Raw genomic sequence first — 17,119 nt, 5'->3', positions numbered from 1 at the left:
ATGACGATGCCCTCCTCCCCCGCATCCCGCGACGCCGGCTTCTGGATCGGCATCGACGCGGTGGCCTACGAGCTGCCGGGCCCGCCCGTCGATATCGAAGCCTGGGCCGCCGAACGCGACTATCCAGCCCAGCGGGCGGCCGCGATCGCGCAGTCGGGCAGCCGCTATTTCCACATGGCGCTCGACACGAGCGAGACCGATCTCGCGATCGCGGCGGTCGGCCGGCTGCTCGATACCGCGCGCGTGCCTCCGTCCGACGTCGGCGCGATCGTGCATGTGCACACGCAGCAGTTCAGCGTGCCGCCCGCGCCGCGCAGCCTGCCGCACGAAGTGGCCGCGCGCTTCGGCATCGAGCCGCTGTGGCTCGGCTCCGTCGCGCAACTGAACTGCGTATCGGTCGCGGCCGGCATCGAAACCGTGCGCGCGCTGATGCGCCGCCATCCGCAGATCGACGCGGCGCTCGTCGTGTCGTCCGACCGCGTATACGGCGAGGATTACCGGATGCGGCAGATGACGGGCGTGCAGTGCGACGGCGCGGCCGCGATGCTGATCGCGCGCAACAGCACGAAGAACCGGCTCGGCGGCATTGCGATCGAAACGCATGCGAAATGGCATCGCGGGTCTGACACGGTCGCCGCGAACGAGGCCGACCTGATCATGATGGAGTGGCCGTACACGCGTCGTGCGATCGACGCGGCCGTCGCGCTCGAACCGCATGCGCTCGACGCATACGACCTCGTGCTGCCGCACAACGCCGACCTGCCCGGCTGGAGCGCGCTGTGCCGCGCGATGCGCGTGCCGGCCGAGCGGCTCTATGCGGACAACATCCATGCGCGCGGCCACGCGTGCTGTTCGGATTTCCCGATCAACCTGGCCGACGTCGGGCTCGATGCGGTCGCGCACGGCCGGCGCGTGCTCGGCGTGATGCAGTCGAACTGCGGCGCGTATGCGGCCGCCACGCTCCATCCGGTGAGCCGCCATGACGCCTGAGCGCCCGCTTCCCGCCGCCGATCAGGCGTGGATCGCCGATCTGCGCACGCCGTGCTACGTGTACGAGCCCGAGATCGCGATCGCCCGCTACCGGTCGCTGAAGGCGCGGCTCGGCACGCGGCTGATCGTGTCGCTGAAGGCGAATCCGAACCAGGACATGCTCGCGCGTTGCGCGCATGCGTACGAGGACGGCGTCGAACTCGCGAGCCGCGGCGAACTCGACGCGGTGATCGGCCGGATCAAGACGCCGCGCTACCTGAACAATCCGTCGATGGACGAGATGTTCATGCGCGCGGGGCTCGCGTCGCGCTGCCATTTCGTGCTCGACAACCCGGACGCGGTCGCGCGCTTCGTGCCGCTCGCCCGCGAAGCGGCGGCCGGCGGCAGCACGCCGGGCGCCGTGCTGCTGCGCGTGAACGCCGGCGCGCTGGCGGGTGAACACGCACGGGCGCTGTGGCACGACCACTTCGGGATGACGCCGAACGAGGCGCACGACGCGGTGCGCACGCTCGTGGCCGCCGGCTTGCCCGTCGCCGGGCTGCATGTGTTCTCCGGCCCGCATTCGTTCATCCGCCAGGACCCGACGCAGCCGGACACGCTCGTGTTGCCCGAACGGCTCGCGGCGCTGGCGCGCGATCTCGCACCGGCCAACGGTGCGCCGCTCGCGTCGCTGAGCCTCGGCGGCGGTTTCGCCGACGATCATCCGGGCGATGCCGCGTTCGAACGCTATGCCGCCGCGCTCGCGCCGCTCGCCGGCCAGTATTCGCTCGCCCACGAATCGGGCCGCGCGATCTTCGCGGATGCGGGCGTGTTCGCGACGCGCGTCGTCGCGGTCAAGACGTGGCAGGACCGCACGATCGCGGTCTGCGACGGCGGGCTGTCGCATGCGTTCCTGCTCGCGCAGACCGAAACGATGATGCGCCGCCTGGCCGCGCCGTCGCTCGTGCGCCGCACGCCCGCGCCGCTGCCCCGTGGCGTGCCGACGCTGTACGTCGGCAGCACCTGCAGCCGCGCGGACGTGATTGGACGCGACGACACGGGCGCGCCGCCCCAGGTCGGCGACATCGCGGTGTTCGAACGCTGCGGCGCGTATCACCGCACGTACTCGATGGCGCATTTCCTGTCCCACGAAGCCGCGCACGTGTACGTGCGGCCGGCCTGAACCCGAGGAGCCGATCATGAACGCATTGATCAGCATCGCCGACCTGCTCGAACACGGCGCCGAGCGCTGGCCGCATCGTCCGGCGTATGCCGACGGCGGCGGCACCCTGACTTACGACCAGCTCGCGCGCGCGGTCCGGCGCGCCGCCGCCGCGCTCGCCTCGCGCGGCGTGCGACCCGGCGAACGCGTCGCGATCTACGCGCCGAAGCGCATCGAAACCGTGGTCGCGATGCTCGCGGCCAACGCACTCGGCGCGATCTTCGTGCCGGTCAATCCGCAGTTGAAGGAAGCGCAGATCGAACACATCGTCGCCGACAGCGGCGCCGCGCTGTTCGTGACCGGCGCGCAGCGGCTCAAGCGCCTGCCAACACTCGCCGCGCTCGTCGGCGAACGCACGCTGCTGATCGAGGAATTGGCCGATGCGATCGAAGCGGCCGACACCGGCGCGCCGGCGTCGGCATCGGCAGCGCCCCCCTTCGGCCGCCCGGTCGACGACGATCCGGCCGCGCTGCTCTACACGTCGGGCTCGACCGGCAAGCCGAAAGGCGTCGTCGTGTCGCATCGCAACCTGGTATCGGGCGCGTTCAGCGTCGCCGCGTACCAGCAGCTCGCCGAAGACGACGTCGTGCTCGGCGTGCTGCCGCTCAGCTTCGACGCGGGCCTGAGCCAGCTGACGACCGCGCTCGCGTCCGGCGCGTGCTACACGCCGCTCGACTTCCTGCAGCCGGCCGAAGTGCCGCGCCATTGCGAAGCGTTCGGCGTCACGTCGATCACCGGCGTGCCGCCGCTGTGGATGCAGCTGACGTCGGCCGGCTGGAGCGACAGCACACGCACGCGGGTCCGCCGCTTCGCGAACACCGGCGGCCATCTCGCGACGCCGCTGCTGCATCGCCTGCAAGCGCTGTTCACGCAGGCGTCGCCGTACCTGATGTACGGGCTGACCGAAGCGTTCCGCTCGACCTACCTGTCGCCCGCGGACGCGGCGCTGCGCCCGACGTCGATCGGCAAGGCCGTGCCGAACGCGGAGATCCTCGTGCTGCGCGCGGACGGCAGCGAATGCGCGGCCGACGAGCCCGGCGAACTCGTGCATCGCGGCGCGTTCGTCACGCTCGGCTACTGGAACCGGCCGGAGCTGACCGCGCAGCGCTTTCGGCCGCTGCCGCGCCGCCACGGCGAAATCCCGCGCCCGGACGTCGCCGTGTGGTCCGGCGACATCGTGCGGCGCGACGCGGACGGCTACCTGTACTTCGTCGCACGCGGCGACGACATGCTCAAGACGTCCGGCTATCGCGTGAGCCCGACCGAGGTCGAGGACGTGCTGTTCGCGCTGCCGCACATCCGCGAGGCTGCCGTATTCGGCGTCCCGCACCCCGCGCTCGGCGAGGCGATCGCCGCGTGCGTCGTGTCGACGCTCGACGCCGACGCGTGCCGCGCCGACATCGCCCGCGCATGCCGCGACGCGTTGCCCACCTACATGAACCCGCTCGTCGTCGAGCCGCTGCCCGCGTTGCCGCGCAACCCGAACGGCAAGATCGACCGACCGGCGCTGAAAGCGCAGTATCGCGACGCGTTCGCGCGCCCGAACCTCGAGGAGACCGCCGCATGACCCTGTCGACGCTCGATGAAACCTGTGTCGGCGCGCCGCGCGTCGCCGCGCCCGGCATGCTCGCGCTGTCCGGCGGCGTCGTGGTGCTGCCGCCCGCCGTCGTGTTCAGTGCGATCCAGGCGCAGGAGCGCCATCCCGGCTACCGGCACCTGCTGCTGCCGCAGGCGCGCTTTGCGCGGCCGCGCGGCCTGGGCGCGCTGACGCCCGACGAAGGCACGCGTCTCGCGCCGGGCGGCCGGCCCGCGCTGCGCGTCGCGCCGCCCGGGCGCAGCCTCGCCGATCTCGCCGCCGATGCCGCGCTCGACCTGCGCGACCAGCTCGGCTCCGGCGCTGGCCCGGCACGCACGACGCATGTGATCGTCGCCAGTTGCGCGCTCAACGAAGGCATCGGCGACTCGGTCGTCGGCCGCATGCAGTACGAACTCGGGCTGCAGCGCGTGACGCCGTTCGCGCTCGGCCAGAACGGCACGCTCGGCTGGTATTCGGCGCTGATGCTGCTCGACGGGCTGCTGCGCGACGAAGGCGACCAGGCGCTCGTGATCCTCAGCGACAAGTGGCTCTACCCGTTCTTCCGCCAGTTCGGCGACCTGGTCGGCTACGGCGACGCGGCCGCCGCGCTGCTCGTGTCGCGCGCAGGCCCGTCGCCCGAGCCGGCCGCGTGGGGCGGCGTGCGGTCCGTCGCGCTCGAATTCGGGCCGTCGATCGCCGATCCGTGGGCCGATGCGCCGGCCACGCTGCGCGACACGCTCGCGCCGGTCGCCGCGCGCGCGATCCGCCGCGCGCTCGACCAGGCCAACCTGCGTGCGAACCAGATCGACTGGTGCGTGCCGCCCGGCTTCGATCCCGGCTTCGCGGCGCGCGTGGCTGACGCCGCGTCGATTCCGGTCCCCGCGCGCATCCAGCACGACGGGTCGGGCCATCTGTCGTCGGCCGAATCGGCCGCCGCGCTGGTCCGGCTCGCGGGCGCGCTCGACGAAGGCGAACGCCGCACGGTGCTCGTATGGGATGCAGCGCTGCATGGCGCGGCGGCAGCAGCCGTCGTCGACCTGGCCGGCGGGCTCGACGCCGCACTCGATATCGAAGGAGACGCATGATGAGCGCCTACAAGGTCAGCCTGCGCGAGCTGCGCTTCTTTCTGTGGGAACTGTTCGAGGCCGACAAGCGGTTCCTGTCGGAACACGGCCTGTACGGCACGCACGATCGCGCGTCGATCGATGCGCTCCTCGAACGCGCACGCGATTTCGCGCTCGACCTCGGCCGCAGCTACCAGCAGGCGGACGTCGAGGGCTGCACGCTGCTCGACGACGGCCAGGTACGGATTCCTTCGCATTTCCACGCGTTGTGGGCGCGCTTTCGCGACGAGTGGTCGAACACGCTGTTCGGCACCGCGCACGGGCTGCCGCCGATCGTCACGCAGATGATCTACGAGATGTTCATGGGCGCGAATCCGTCGTTCATGACGTACGGCGGCTTCACGCGCCCCGCGGTCAAGCTGCTGCAGATGCACGGCACGCCGCACCAGAAGGCGCTGATCGCGCCGCTCGAAGCATACCGCTGGGATGCGTGCTTCTGCGCGACCGAACCGCAGGCCGGCACCGACCTGACCGCGGTCGCGCTGCGCGCGACGCCGCTCGAACGCGACATCTACGCGATCGACGGCGAGAAGGTCTATATCTCGGCCGGCATGCACGAGCTGACGGAAAACACGCTGTACTTCGTGCTCGGGCGCGTCGACACCGCATCGCCGGATTCGTTCTCGCTGTCGTGCCTCGTCGTGCCGCGCTTCTGGCCCGACGAAACGACCGGCGAGCTGCAGCCGAACCACGTCGACTGCATCGGCCTGCCGCGCAAGATGGGGCTGAAGGGCTGCGCGAACACCCATCTCGTGTTCGGCTCGAACGGCACGACGAAAGGCTGGCTGCTCGGCGGCCGCCGCAACGTCGGCCTGCTGCAGCTGATGCCGCTGATGAACCAGGCGCGGATGAGCACCGGGATGTTCGGCGTCGGCGTCGCGTCGAGCGCGTACCTGCACGCGGTCGAGTATGCGGGCCGCCGGCTGCAGGGCCGGCCGATCGAGCGCGCGTCGAACACGAACGCGGCACGCGTCGCGATCGTCGAGCACGCGGACGTGCAGCGCATGCTGGTCGACATGAAAAGCCGCGTCGACGGCTGCCGCGGCCTGCTCGGCAAGCTCGCGGCGACCGCGACGCGCGCGGCGATGCTCGAGGCGACGCCGGACGCCGACCCGGCCGAGATCGAGCGTCATCGCAAGCTGCAACTGCTGCTGACGCCGATCTGCAAGGCGTTCATCTCCGATCAGGCGTGGCGGATCTGCGAAACGGCGATCCAGGTGCACGGCGGGCTCGGCTATACCGATGCGAGCCCGGTCGAGCAGAACGCGCGCGACGTGAAGATCCTGTCGATCTGGGAAGGCACGAACTACATCCAGGCGCAGGATCTCGTGCGCGACAAGCTCGGCTTCGGTCGCCATTCGCGGCTGATCCAGTACTACCGCGACGAACTCGACGCGTTCCTCGCGCAGCAGCATCAACCCGGCACGCATGTGGAATTGCGGCCGCTGTTCGATGCGCTGCGCGCGGGCGCCGACCGCATCGCCGCCGCGCTCGACGACATCGCGCGCGACGTGCAGGACGGCCATACGCATCGCAGCAGCCAGTTCTACACGCGCTTTCTGGAGATGTTCGGCGTGGTCACGTCGGCATGGGTGCTGCTCGAATCCGCGACGATCGCCGCGCGCCGGCTCGATGCGCCGGAAACGGCCGACGCGCCGGCCGAACTCGCGTTCTATCGCGGCAAGCTGAAAAGCGCGCGCTACTACTTCGCGAACGTGGTGCCCGTCGTCGACCAGCACGCGGCCGTGATCGCCGCGATGGCGCACGCGGCGATCAGCGTCAGCAGCGACGAACTCGCCGCGGTGGAATGACATGGACACGACGCTCGATTCCGGCACCTCCGCCACCATCGCCGCGACCGACGATGCGCCGCGCAACCTGCTCGGCCGCCCGGCGACGCGCCATCGCGGCACCGACATCGACGGCGCGACGCTCGACCCCGAAGCGCTGCGCGTGCGCGATCTCGACCTGAACGCGCTGATCGGCGCGACGACGTTCGAAGGCGCGCTCGCGCATCTGTGGTTCGACGTCGCGCCCGGCAGCGCCGACCATCGCGCGCACGAGGCGATGATCGGCGCGCGGCTCGCCGCGTTCGCCGACGCACTGGCGCCCGGCTCGGTCGCGCAGTCGGTCGCGGCCGAGCTCGGCGCAGCCGGCGTCGCGCCGGTATTCGCGGCCGCGTCCGGCCTGCTGCGCGGCCTCGACGACGTGACCGCACGCGTACATGGCGCGGCGCCGGACGATGCCGATCTCGACACGATGCTGCGATGCGCGGCCGCCGCACCGTTTCTACTGCATGCGGCGATCGAGGGCCGGCCGCTCGCGGCAGGCGCGGGCGCTGGCAGCACGGCGCTCGACGCAGCGCAGACACAAGCGCAACGCATGCTCGTGCTGACCGGCGCGACGCGCCACGACGCACCGGCGCAAGCGGCGATGGACATGCTGCTCGTCGCGTGGCACGCGGGCTTCGGCTACATCACGCCGACCGTGCTCGCGCCGCGCGTCGCGATCGGCACCGGCGTCACGCTGACCCAGGCCGTCGCATCCGGCTTTCTCGCGAGCGGGCCGTCGCACGTCGGCGCGGCGCTCGAAGCGATGCAGTGGCTCGCCGCGCTCGCGCAGTCGGTGCCGGGCGGCGCCGGTGCGCGGGCCGCGGCGCTCGATACGGCCGGGCGCGCGGCGATCGACGCGGCGGTCGACGCGAAACGTACGCTGTACGGCTTCGGCCATCCGCTGTTCGTCGCCGATCCGCGTCCGCCGCACATACGTGGCCGGTTGACGGAAGCACGCTTCGACGGCCGATACATGACGCTGTTCGACGCGTGCTGCGCGCAGGCCGACGCGCGCCGCGCGCTGCGGCCGAACATCGATTTCCTGACCGCCGCGACGCTGCTCGAACTCGGCGTCGCCGCGCCGTCATGGGGCGTCGGCGTCGGGCTCGGCGCACGCATCGCGGCGATGGCCGCGCATGCCGTGGAACGGCGCCGCCGCCCGGCGTTCGGCGTCAACAGCGCGACCGCGCGACGGCTGCTGGCCGCCGTGCCGGTCGGCTGGCTGTGAATCCTCACCCTTTCGCACAAGGAACGTCATGCTGCTCAAGAACCTGCGCCCGGCGAACGACTACGATCGCTTCGCCACCGAAACGCTCGAACCGTGGGACCTGCTGTTCATCAGTCGCATCCGCCAGCTCGCGCGCGGGATGACGGCCGGCACGATCGCCGATATCGGCACGGCCACCGGCGTCGTGCCGGTGCGGCTCGCGACCGATCCGGCGATGCGCGGCTGGCGCTACGTCGGCATCGACCTCGATCCGGCGATGCTCGACGAAGGCCGCCCGCGCATCCGCGAACTGGGGCTCGCCGACACGATCGAGATGCGCGTCGGCGACGCACTCGCGCTGCCGTTCGACGACGGCACGCTGACGATGGCGGTCGGCCGCGCGACGCTGCACCACCTGCCCGACAAGGCGCTCAGCCTGACCGAGATGTATCGCGTGCTGGAGCCGGGCGGCATCGCGCTCGTGCACGACATGCGCCGCGACGCGCCGCAGCACCTGCTCGACCGCTTCACCGAGATGCGCGCGGCCGCCGACTATCCGCCGACCCACGTCGAGGAAAAGATCACGCTCGACGAAGCGCATGCGCTGGTGGCCGAAGCCGGCCTGACTGCCGTTGCGTCGATCTACAGCCCGAGCATGGGGCTCGGCGCGCTGGGCTTCGAAATCCTGCTGAAGAAACCGGCGCTGGCCTGAGCGATGACCGATCTCGCCTTCCTCGCCGCGCATGCGGCCGTGCGGCTCGGCGCCGACGACGTGCAGTGCGCGCCGGTCGCGCCCGGCGCGACGCTGCCGCTGTGCGTGACGCCGCGCAGCGCCGAACTCGCGACGTCGCCGGAGATGTTCGTCGCGTGGTACCGCTCGCGGCTCGACACGATCGACACGCTGCTCGATGCATGCGGCGCGCTGCTGTGGCGCGGCTTCGCGGTGCCCGACACCGCCGCGTTCGGCCGCCTCGGCGCGCTGTATCCGGCGCACGCGAACGGCTATACGGCCGGCGCCGCCCCGCGCCGGCAGATCGACGGCCAGGTCTATGAATCGACCCGCATGCCGCCGCCGTTCAGGATCGGGCTGCATCAGGAGATGGCCTACATGCCCGCGTTCCCGCGCCTCGTCGCGTTCTACTGCCGGCAACCGGCCGACGCGGGCGGCGAAACGCCGATCTGCGACATGCGGCGCGTGACCGCGCGCGTGCCGGCCGCGCTGCGCGCGCGGTTCGCCGAGCGCGGCGTGATGTACCTGCGCAATTTCGCGGCGCCGGGCGACCGCGCGGACGGCCTCGCCGCGAACCCGAACCTGCCGTTCGCCGCGTACCACCGGCCGTGGGACGACGCGTTCGGCACGACGGCGCGCGACGAGGTCGAACGGCTGTGCGCGGAACGCGGCGTCGGCTGCCGCTGGCTCGACGACGGCAGCGTGACCGTGTCGCACGTCGGCAGCGCGCTGCGCACGCATCCGCGCACCGGCGAGACGGTGTGGTTCAACCAGGCGAGCGCGCAGCACCCGAACCCGCGTTCGATGGGCGAGCTCAGCTATCGCTACCTGCAGCGCATCTACGGCGCGCGCGCTGCGTTCCCGTACGAGATCCGCTACGGCGACGGCGCGCCGATGCCGTTCGACGATCTGGCGGCAATCTACGATGCGCTCGACGACGAGGAATGCGCGTTCCCGTGGCAGGCCGGCGACGTGCTCGTCGTCGACAACATGCTGGTCGCGCACGGCCGCAACCCGTACCGGGGCGCGCGCGACACGCAGGTCATGCTGTTCGACTGAGGATGCCGACGATGAGCGTTTCGTTTCTTGCGTCCGTGCGCGCGATGTTCGGCCCGCCCGCCGCGTTCGACCGGCCGCAGCGCGCGGGCACGCCGCCGCTGCCCGACGCGCATGCGCCGGGCGCGGCGCTCGGCGCGCGCGCGATCGACGTCGCGGCCGGCGACTTTCGCTTGTCCGCGCGCCACGTGCGGTTCCGGCTCGGCGCGATCACCGCGATCGTGGGGCCGAACGGCTCGGGCAAGACCACACTGCTCGAGACGCTGCTCGGCTTCCGGCGCGGCGGCAGCGACGTGCGCGTGCTCGACGTGCCGGCCGAACGCTTCATGCGCGATTCGCGGTCGCTGCGGCGGCTCGGCGCGCAATTGCAGAAGGTCGAGTATCCGGACCATCTGCGTGTGTCGGAGATCGTCGCGCTGCACCGCGCGATGTACGCGCACACCGATGCGGCGATCACCGACGCGCTCGGCATCGCCGAACTGCTCGACAAGCCGTGCCGCGCGCTGTCGAAGGGGCAGCGCCAGCGCGTGGACCTGTACGTCGCGCTCGCGCACCGGCCGGAGCTGGCCGTGCTCGACGAGCCGTTCACGGGGCTCGACCGCCGCTATGCGGGCGTCGTGATCGACCTCCTGCGCCATCGCGTGAGCGGCACGAGCGTCGCGATGATCTGCCATTCCGACGAAGAGCTGAGCGTGGTCGACGATCTCGTGTGGGTGCGCGACGGCGGCGTGCGCTACCAGGGCGACCAGGACACGCTGCGCGCCAGGCTCGTCGGCGATGCGCGCGCGGTCCTGCATTGCCGCGACGAAGCCGACGCGCGCGCGCTGCGCAAGCGGCTCGCGGCGCTGCCCGGCGTGACCGGCGTGCGCGTATCGGCCGCGCATGTGGTCGAGGCGTTCGGCGATGCGACGCTGCATCCGAACGTGCACCGGATCGTCGGCGAACAGGGCATCCAGCATCTCGCGCTCGCGCCGAGCACGCCGGGCGACCTGCTGCGCCTGTGCACCGAGGGCCCGACCCATGACTAAGGTGTTCCTGATCCTCGTGCGCAACGAGCTGCTCGGCTATCTGCGCAGTCGCTCGTCGCTGTTCTGGACGCTCGTGTTCCCGGTGTTCCTGCTGAGCGTGATGCTGTTCGCGTTCGGCGGCTCAGGCTCGCTCGGCACGGCCGACCTCGCGTTCGACCTGCCCGGCGGCGCGACGCCGTACAACCAGGCGTGCCAGGCGCAGATCGTCGCCAGCCTGTCGCACAGCGACACGGTGAAGGCGACCTTCGGCGGGCGCGGCGCGCCGGCCGATCGCGTGACCGTCGTGCTCGGCGCGGACGAACGCACGCCGGCGACGATCCGCTACGACTTCAACGGCTCGCTCGCGGTAAAGGCCGCGTCGCGCGTCGTCGAGATCGCGCTCGCGCGCTGCGCCGCGCAGCGGCTCGGGCTGCCGGCCGCGCAGGCGCGCTTCGAGAACGCCGCCCCCACGCGCCGCCCGTTCGACTATGGCGCATTCTTCGCGACCGGCATCCTGGTGATGGCGTTCATGGCGATCGGCCTCAATTCGACGACCACCGCGATCGCCGCGCTGCGCGAGCGCAATACGTTCAAGCTCTACGTGTGCTTCCCGGTGTCGCGCGGCGTGTTCCTCGCCGCGCTGATCGTCGCGCGGATGGCGATGATGGCGCTGTCGGCGCTCGTGCTGCTGACGGTCGCGCGCGTCGCGTTCGGCATCGCGCTGCCGATCGCGACGCCGGACGGGCTGCGCGCGTTGCCGATCGTGCTGCTCGGCGCGGCGATGGTGCTGAGCATCGGCGTGCTGCTGGCGAGCCGCACCCGCTCGCTCGCGGCGGCCGAACTCGCGTGCAACGTCACGTATTACCCGCTGCTGTTCTTCAGCGACCTGACGATCCCGATGCACGACGCACCCGCGTGGCTGAAGGCCGGGCTCGCGTTCCTGCCGACCAACCAGTTCGCGGTCGCGCTGCGCGGCGCGCTGGTCGACGGCGCGCCGTACGCGCAGCTCGCGCCGCAACTGCTCGGCATGACCGCATGCACCGCGCTGTTCCTGTTCGCCGCCGCGCGGCTGTTCCGCTGGCACGACGCGTGACGCGTCGCCACGCTGTTTCGACGAAGGAGAGACACCGATGAAATCGAACCATCCCATAACCGACTACCTGCTGCACGCGAGCAACTTCCTGCCGGCGATCGTGTTCCTGTTCTACGGCCGGCTCGGCCCCGAGCAGCCGGACCTGCGCTGGACCCATGCGTTCCTGATCGGCGGCGTGCTCGCGCTCGTGCACGGCGCGTGGCTGATGCGCCGCGCGGAGCGCAACAGCATCGCGATCGGCGTCGACCTGTTCCTCGTGATCGGCGCGGTGCTCGCGCTCGTGTCGCCGACAGGTAGCCGTCTGTGGGGCGAGGAACTCGGGCCGGCCGCGATGCTCGTCTGCGTGCTGGTGGTCGGCATCGTGCATACCGCTTGGTCGGACGGCGGCTTCGTCGACGGCACGTTCGTCGACCATGCGCGCACGCGTTCGCTGTCGCTCGTGCTGCTTGCGGTTACCGTCGTCGCGCTCGCGGTGTCGATTGCGATGCGCCACAGCCCGCTGTGGGGCGGCGTCGTGCCGCTGATCGCGCTCGTCGTCGTGCGCGGCCGGCTGCGCAAGCAGCTCGCGCGAGCACGCTGACGATGAACGCGTTGCCCGCACACGCGGCACACGCCGCGCAACGGCACGCGCTCGCCGCGGCGCTCGGCGACGGCTGGCTCGAAGGCACGGCCTGCGAGCCGTATGCGGCCGACGTCATGCAGCACGGCGGCGTGCCGCTCGGCGTCGCGCGGCCGGCATCGACCGCCGACGTGCGCGCGCTCGCCCGCGTCGCCGTCGCGCACCGGATCGCGCTCGTCGCCCAGGGCGCACGCAGCGGGCTCGTCGGCGCCGCCGTGCCCGATCGCAGCGGCACGCAATGCGTGGTGTCGTTCGAGCGGATGCGCGCCGTTCGCGCGTTCGATCCGGCCAATCGCAGCATCACGGTCGACGCCGGCGTGCGGCTGTCCGACCTCAATCGCGTGGCGGGCGAAGCCGGCCTCTGCGTGCCGATCGATCTCGGCAGCGATCCGGCGGCCGGCGGCCTCGTCGGCGCGAACGCGGGCGGCAGCCGCCTGGTCAAGTACGGCGATGTGCGCCGTCACGTGCTCGGCGTCGAAGTCGTGCTCGCGGACGAAGCCGGCACCGTGATCGACGCGCTCGCGCCGCTGCGCAAGCGCAACGCGGGCTTCGACGTCGCGCAATGCTTCATCGGCGCGAACGGTGCGAACGGGCTCGTGACGGCCGTGTCGTTCGCGCTCGCGCCGCTCGAACGGTCGTCGTGCGCGGCGTTCGTCGCGTTCGCGTCGTACGACGCCGCGCTCGCCGGCCTGCTCGCGTTCGAACGCGCATTCGGCGAGATGCTGTCCGCGTTCGAGTTCATGTCGGCGGCGACGGTCGGCTGCGTCGCCGCGGCGTTTCCGGCATTGCGCGTGCCGTTCGAGCCCGGTGAAGCCGGATGCTACGCGCTCGTCGAAATCGCGACCGGCATGCCGGGGCTCGATGCGCTGCTCGAGGAACGCACCGTCGCGACGCTCGATGCGCTCGCGAACGAACGCGTCGTACTCGACGCGGCGTGCGCGCCGGCCGAACGGTTCTGGCGGATTCGCGACGCGCTGCCGGCCGCGGTCGCGCTGGACGGCCTGCCGCTGTCGTTCGACGTGTCGTTTCCGCGCGGCGCGCTGGCCGGATTCGTCGCCGATGCCGAGCAGTGGCTCGCCGCCGCGCATCCGGCGCTGCGCTGTCATGCGTTCGGCCATTTCGGCGACGGCGGCTGCCATCTCGTCGTGTCGATTCCGCCTACCGCGGCGCAACGCTACGGGCCGCTGCAGCAAGTGGCGCTGCGCGGCGCGCTGTACGACCGCGTCGTGCAGGCAGGCGGCTGCTTCAGCGCGGAGCATGGCGTCGGGCCGGTCAATATCGCGTACTACCGCAAGCACGTGCCGGCCGCGCAACGGCAACTCGCGGGCGCCGTCCAGCACGCGATCGATCCGCTCGGCCTGGTCGGGCGGGTCCGTTACTGATGCACCGCTTCGACACCCCACGGAGAATTCGTATGATGTCGCCCCGCCCGCCCAGCCCCGCCGTCGCCGTCGAGCCGGACGACGATCCGTCGTCCGCGGGCATTTCCGCGCTGCCCGACTCCGGTGCGATGGTCAACGTGCGCGGCGTCGCGTATGTCATTGAATTGCCGCCGCGCGACCATGCGCGGCCGGCGCTGTGGCGCGAGCTTGCGCACTGGCGCAACGATCGGTCGGGCGATCACGCATCGGATGGCGACGCCGAGCGGGATGCACCGCAGGGTTAGGTGAGCGTTCGCGTCGCTCCGTGCGGCCGTGACGAACGGCCGCGCGCGGTCGTCGTAGTCGATGTCGATGTCGATACAAGTGGGACGGCGGCTACCGGTGCCGACTCCGGTGACCGCAACGCTTCGCGCGGCATGCCGAACACGGCAGCTTCGGCCGACGGCTCACCCCGCCCGCGCGACCCGGAAGACCGACATCGCGACCTGCATCGAACCGGCCTGCTGCTCGAGCGCCGTCGCGGCCGCACTGGCCTGTTCGACCAGCGCGGCGTTCTGCTGCGTCATCTGGTCCATCTGCGTAACGGCCTGCCCGACCTGGTCGATGCCCGCGCTCTGCTCGACGGTGGCCGTCGTGATCTCGGTCATGATCGTCGCCACGCGCCGCACCGACGACACGATCTCTTCCATCGCGTGCCCTGCCTGCGTCACGAGCGCATTGCCGTCGCGCACGTCGTCGATCGACGCGCCGATCAGCTGCCGGATCTCGCGCGCGGCGCCCGCGCTGCGTTGCGCGAGCGTGCGCACCTCGCCGGCGACGACCGCGAAGCCGCGCCCGTGTTCGCCCGCCCGTGCCGATTCGACCGCCGCGTTGAGCGCGAGGATATTGGTCTGGAAGGCGATCCCGTCGATCATTCCGGTGATTTCCGCGATCTTCTGCGAGCTCGTGTTGATCACGCCCATCATGTCGACCGCGCGGCCGACCAGTTCGCCGCCGTGCTGCGCGAGGTCCGCCGCGCTGGCCGCGAGCGTGCTCGCCTGCTGCGCATTGTCCGCGTTCTGGCGCACCGTCGACGTCAGCTGCTCCATGCTCGCGGCCGTTTCCTCGAGCGACGCCGACTGCTGCTCGGTACGGCTCGACAGGTCGAGGTTGCCGGCCGCGATCTCGCGTGCGGCCGTATGAATCGCATCGCTGCTGTCGCGCATGCCGGTGACGGTCGCCGCGAGCCCCGCCTGCATCCGCTTCATCGCCGCGAACAACTGGCCGATTTCGTTGCCGCCGGCATCGGGCACCGTCACGGTCAGGTCGTTCGACGCGATGCGGTCGAGCAGCGCGGCCGCGTTCGCGAGCGGCCGCGACACGATCGCGCGCAGCGCGAAGTGCGTCGCGACGATCAGCGCGAGCGCCAGCGCAACGCCGATCCCGACCATCGCGATGATGCGCGTATAGGCGGCGTTGTCGGCGTCGATCGTGTCTTCCGCCAGTTGGTTGGCGGTGCGCTGGAATTTCTCGACGTTCGCCGAATACACCTGGCCGGCGAGCGTGATTTCCTTGTCGTTGATCGCCGCATACGCGGCGGTGTCGCCGTTGCGCAGCGCATCGGCCGCCCGCGCGAGCACGCTCGCGAGATGCGTCGACGACTCGACGAGCGCCTGCTTCAGGTCCGCGCCGAGGCTGCCGACCGGCGCGGCATCCTTGAACGCCTGCGTTTCCTTCGCGGACAGGTCGAACGTGCGTTGCGCGCTTTGCAGCGCCGAGTCGCGCTGGGCCGGATCGTCGTGCTCCTTCAGCGCCGAATACGCGCGGACGAGCGCCGAGCGCGTACGCGTGCTGTCCTTGTAGGCGTCGTTGACGAGCGACGTCTGCGCCGCGATTTCGTGCAGGCGCTTCGCGTTCGTGTTCGCGCCGCCGAGCGCGACGATCCCGACGATGCCGCCGACGACGATCATCGCGGCAAATGCAGCGAGTACGGCGAGCAAACTGCTTTTCACTTTCAGATCACGCATGGCGAATCGACTCCCGAAGTTATCCCTTGTCGGTTAACGACGGCAATTACGCCAACTTGAGCCGATTGACCGGAATTTCGCCGCGCGATCGTGCGGCGCGCGCAAGCGCGCGCGTGCATGTGCATCCGGTTCGCGCAACGAGCGGCACGCGATCGACGCCGCCCGTTGCACCGCCCGCCGAATCAGTTCGTCCCGTCGTACGTGACGATCTCGATCCAGTTTGCGCCCTTGCCGACCGGATACTTGCCGATCGCGTCGAGATGCCCGGTATCGCGATCGATCCGGTACACGGCCAGCGTCGGCGACAGTTGCCCCGCGGCGAGCAGATACTTGCCCGACGGATCGATCGCGAAGCCGCGCGGCTGCCGCTCGGTCGCGAACGTGCCGATCCGCGCGAGCCTGCCCGACTTCGCGTCGACGCGATACGCGGCGAGCGTGCTCGACGTGCGCTCCGATGCATACAGGAATTTGCCGTCGGGCGTGAGATGCAAGTCAGCGCCCCACGGCTTGTCGCCATGGAAATCCGGCGGCAGGATCGACACGGTCTGGATCGGCCGCGCGTCGGCGCCGCCGCGCGACAGCGCGAGCACGTGCAGCTTGCCGTCGAGTTCGTCGATCAGGTAAGCGAAGCGCCCATTCGACGAGAACACGAAATGGCGCGGGCCCGATTTGTCGGGCAGCCGGTACGCGGGCGTCGTATCGTCGGTCAGCGTTCCCGTCGACGCATCGAACGGCAAACGCAGCCACGCATCGGCGCCGAGCACCGACGCGAACGCATAGCGGCCGTCCGGCGACTGGCGGATCGCGTGCGCCATCGGGCCGGTCTTCACCGTCTGCTGCACGTCGCCCGCGACGCCGTCCGCGCCGATCCGGTTCACCGCGAGCAGGTTGCCGCCGTACGACGCCGAGAACAGGTAGCGGCCCGACGCATCGGTCGACACGTACGCCATGCTCTCCGCGAGCGGCGCGCGGCCCAGCTCGATCAGCCGCCCGTCGAGCGGATTGATCGCGAAGCTGACGACGCGATACGGCGTCGAGCGCAATGCCGCGTACAGGCGCCGATGATCGGGCGACAGCGCCATCGGCATCACGGTGCTGCCGACCGGCACCGTCTCGATCGCGGTCAGCGCACCGTTCGACGTATCGACGCCGAACACCGAGATGTCGCGGCTGTCGCTGTTCGACACGTACGCATACGTCGCCGCGTGCGCGAGCGACGCGGCCATCGTCAACGCAGCCGCCGCAACGGCGCGCCGCAGGAAAGTCGTTTTCATGGGAGGGGCGTGAAGTGAAGAA

15 protein-coding genes are annotated in these 17,119 nt (G+C 71.0%); 13 read left to right on the top strand and 2 right to left on the bottom strand.

The window, feature by feature from the left end:
* From JYG37_RS30170 to JYG37_RS30110, 13 genes are read left to right on the top strand one after another with little or no spacing between them, the layout of a single operon-like run.
* Entirely contained in the window at positions 1-990 is a 990-nt protein-coding gene (locus JYG37_RS30170; protein WP_050013577.1) for a beta-ketoacyl-[acyl-carrier-protein] synthase family protein, read from the top strand.
* Positions 980-2,152 (top strand): PLP-dependent decarboxylase, encoded by a 1,173-nt coding sequence (locus tag JYG37_RS30165; protein ID WP_213346918.1) that lies wholly within the window; start codon positions 980-982, stop codon positions 2,150-2,152. Before JYG37_RS30170 ends, JYG37_RS30165 begins: the two co-directional genes overlap by 11 nt.
* Positions 2,153-2,168: 16 nt before the next feature.
* Entirely contained in the window at positions 2,169-3,758 is a 1,590-nt protein-coding gene (locus tag JYG37_RS30160) for an acyl-CoA ligase (AMP-forming), exosortase A system-associated (protein ID WP_213346916.1), read from the top strand.
* Positions 3,755-4,852, top strand: a complete 1,098-nt coding sequence (locus JYG37_RS30155; protein ID WP_213346914.1) for a beta-ketoacyl-[acyl-carrier-protein] synthase family protein — start codon at positions 3,755-3,757, stop codon at positions 4,850-4,852. Before JYG37_RS30160 ends, JYG37_RS30155 begins: the two co-directional genes overlap by 4 nt.
* The gene (locus JYG37_RS30150) at positions 4,852-6,702 is read left to right on the top strand and encodes an acyl-CoA dehydrogenase family protein (RefSeq protein WP_050013581.1); all 1,851 of its coding nucleotides are present in this window, start codon (positions 4,852-4,854) and stop codon (positions 6,700-6,702) included. The genes JYG37_RS30155 and JYG37_RS30150 overlap by 1 nt, the downstream gene beginning before the upstream one ends.
* Position 6,703: 1 nt before the next feature.
* Positions 6,704-7,951, top strand: coding sequence for a citrate/2-methylcitrate synthase (locus JYG37_RS30145; protein WP_213346911.1), 1,248 nt, complete (start codon positions 6,704-6,706; stop codon positions 7,949-7,951).
* Between the two features lie 28 nt (positions 7,952-7,979).
* Positions 7,980-8,642: a class I SAM-dependent methyltransferase gene (locus tag JYG37_RS30140; RefSeq protein ID WP_050013583.1), complete on the top strand. Its 663-nt coding sequence runs from the start codon at positions 7,980-7,982 to the stop codon at positions 8,640-8,642.
* A gap of 3 nt (positions 8,643-8,645) precedes the next feature.
* Positions 8,646-9,719 carry a TauD/TfdA family dioxygenase gene (locus JYG37_RS30135; protein WP_050013584.1) on the top strand — a complete coding sequence of 358 codons (1,074 nt, stop codon included), beginning with the start codon at positions 8,646-8,648 and terminating at the stop codon, positions 9,717-9,719.
* Positions 9,720-9,730: 11 nt separating this feature from the next.
* Positions 9,731-10,744 carry an ATP-binding cassette domain-containing protein gene (locus tag JYG37_RS30130; RefSeq protein WP_213346909.1) on the top strand — a complete coding sequence of 338 codons (1,014 nt, stop codon included), beginning with the start codon at positions 9,731-9,733 and terminating at the stop codon, positions 10,742-10,744.
* Complete coding sequence (locus JYG37_RS30125; RefSeq protein ID WP_124651742.1) at positions 10,737-11,816, top strand: ABC transporter permease; 1,080 nt, start codon at positions 10,737-10,739, stop codon at positions 11,814-11,816. The genes JYG37_RS30130 and JYG37_RS30125 overlap by 8 nt, the downstream gene beginning before the upstream one ends.
* A 37-nt stretch (positions 11,817-11,853) precedes the next feature.
* Positions 11,854-12,396, top strand: coding sequence for a permease (locus JYG37_RS30120; protein WP_124555100.1), 543 nt, complete (start codon positions 11,854-11,856; stop codon positions 12,394-12,396).
* 2 nt (positions 12,397-12,398) lie between these two features.
* Complete coding sequence (locus JYG37_RS30115) at positions 12,399-13,817, top strand: FAD-binding oxidoreductase (protein WP_209938645.1); 1,419 nt, start codon at positions 12,399-12,401, stop codon at positions 13,815-13,817.
* A 32-nt stretch (positions 13,818-13,849) separates the two neighbouring features.
* Positions 13,850-14,101 carry a hypothetical protein gene (locus JYG37_RS30110; RefSeq protein WP_200891622.1) on the top strand — a complete coding sequence of 84 codons (252 nt, stop codon included), beginning with the start codon at positions 13,850-13,852 and terminating at the stop codon, positions 14,099-14,101.
* 162 nt (positions 14,102-14,263) lie between these two features.
* On the opposite strand, the gene JYG37_RS30105 is transcribed toward JYG37_RS30110, so the two are convergent.
* Both JYG37_RS30105 and JYG37_RS30100 read right to left on the bottom strand, forming a co-directional pair.
* A complete protein-coding gene (locus JYG37_RS30105; RefSeq protein WP_050013589.1) occupies positions 14,264-15,823 on the bottom strand; it encodes a methyl-accepting chemotaxis protein in 1,560 nt (519 codons plus the stop codon).
* A gap of 182 nt (positions 15,824-16,005) precedes the next feature.
* Complete coding sequence (locus tag JYG37_RS30100; protein ID WP_213346907.1) at positions 16,006-17,097, bottom strand: lactonase family protein; 1,092 nt, start codon at positions 17,095-17,097, stop codon at positions 16,006-16,008.
* Between the last annotated feature and the right edge of the window lie 22 nt (positions 17,098-17,119).

Origin of the sequence: Burkholderia sp. LAS2, from assembly GCF_018417615.1 — a bacterium.
Lineage (GTDB): Bacteria > Pseudomonadota > Gammaproteobacteria > Burkholderiales > Burkholderiaceae > Burkholderia > Burkholderia sola.
This window is presented reverse-complemented; position numbering and strand designations above follow the sequence as displayed.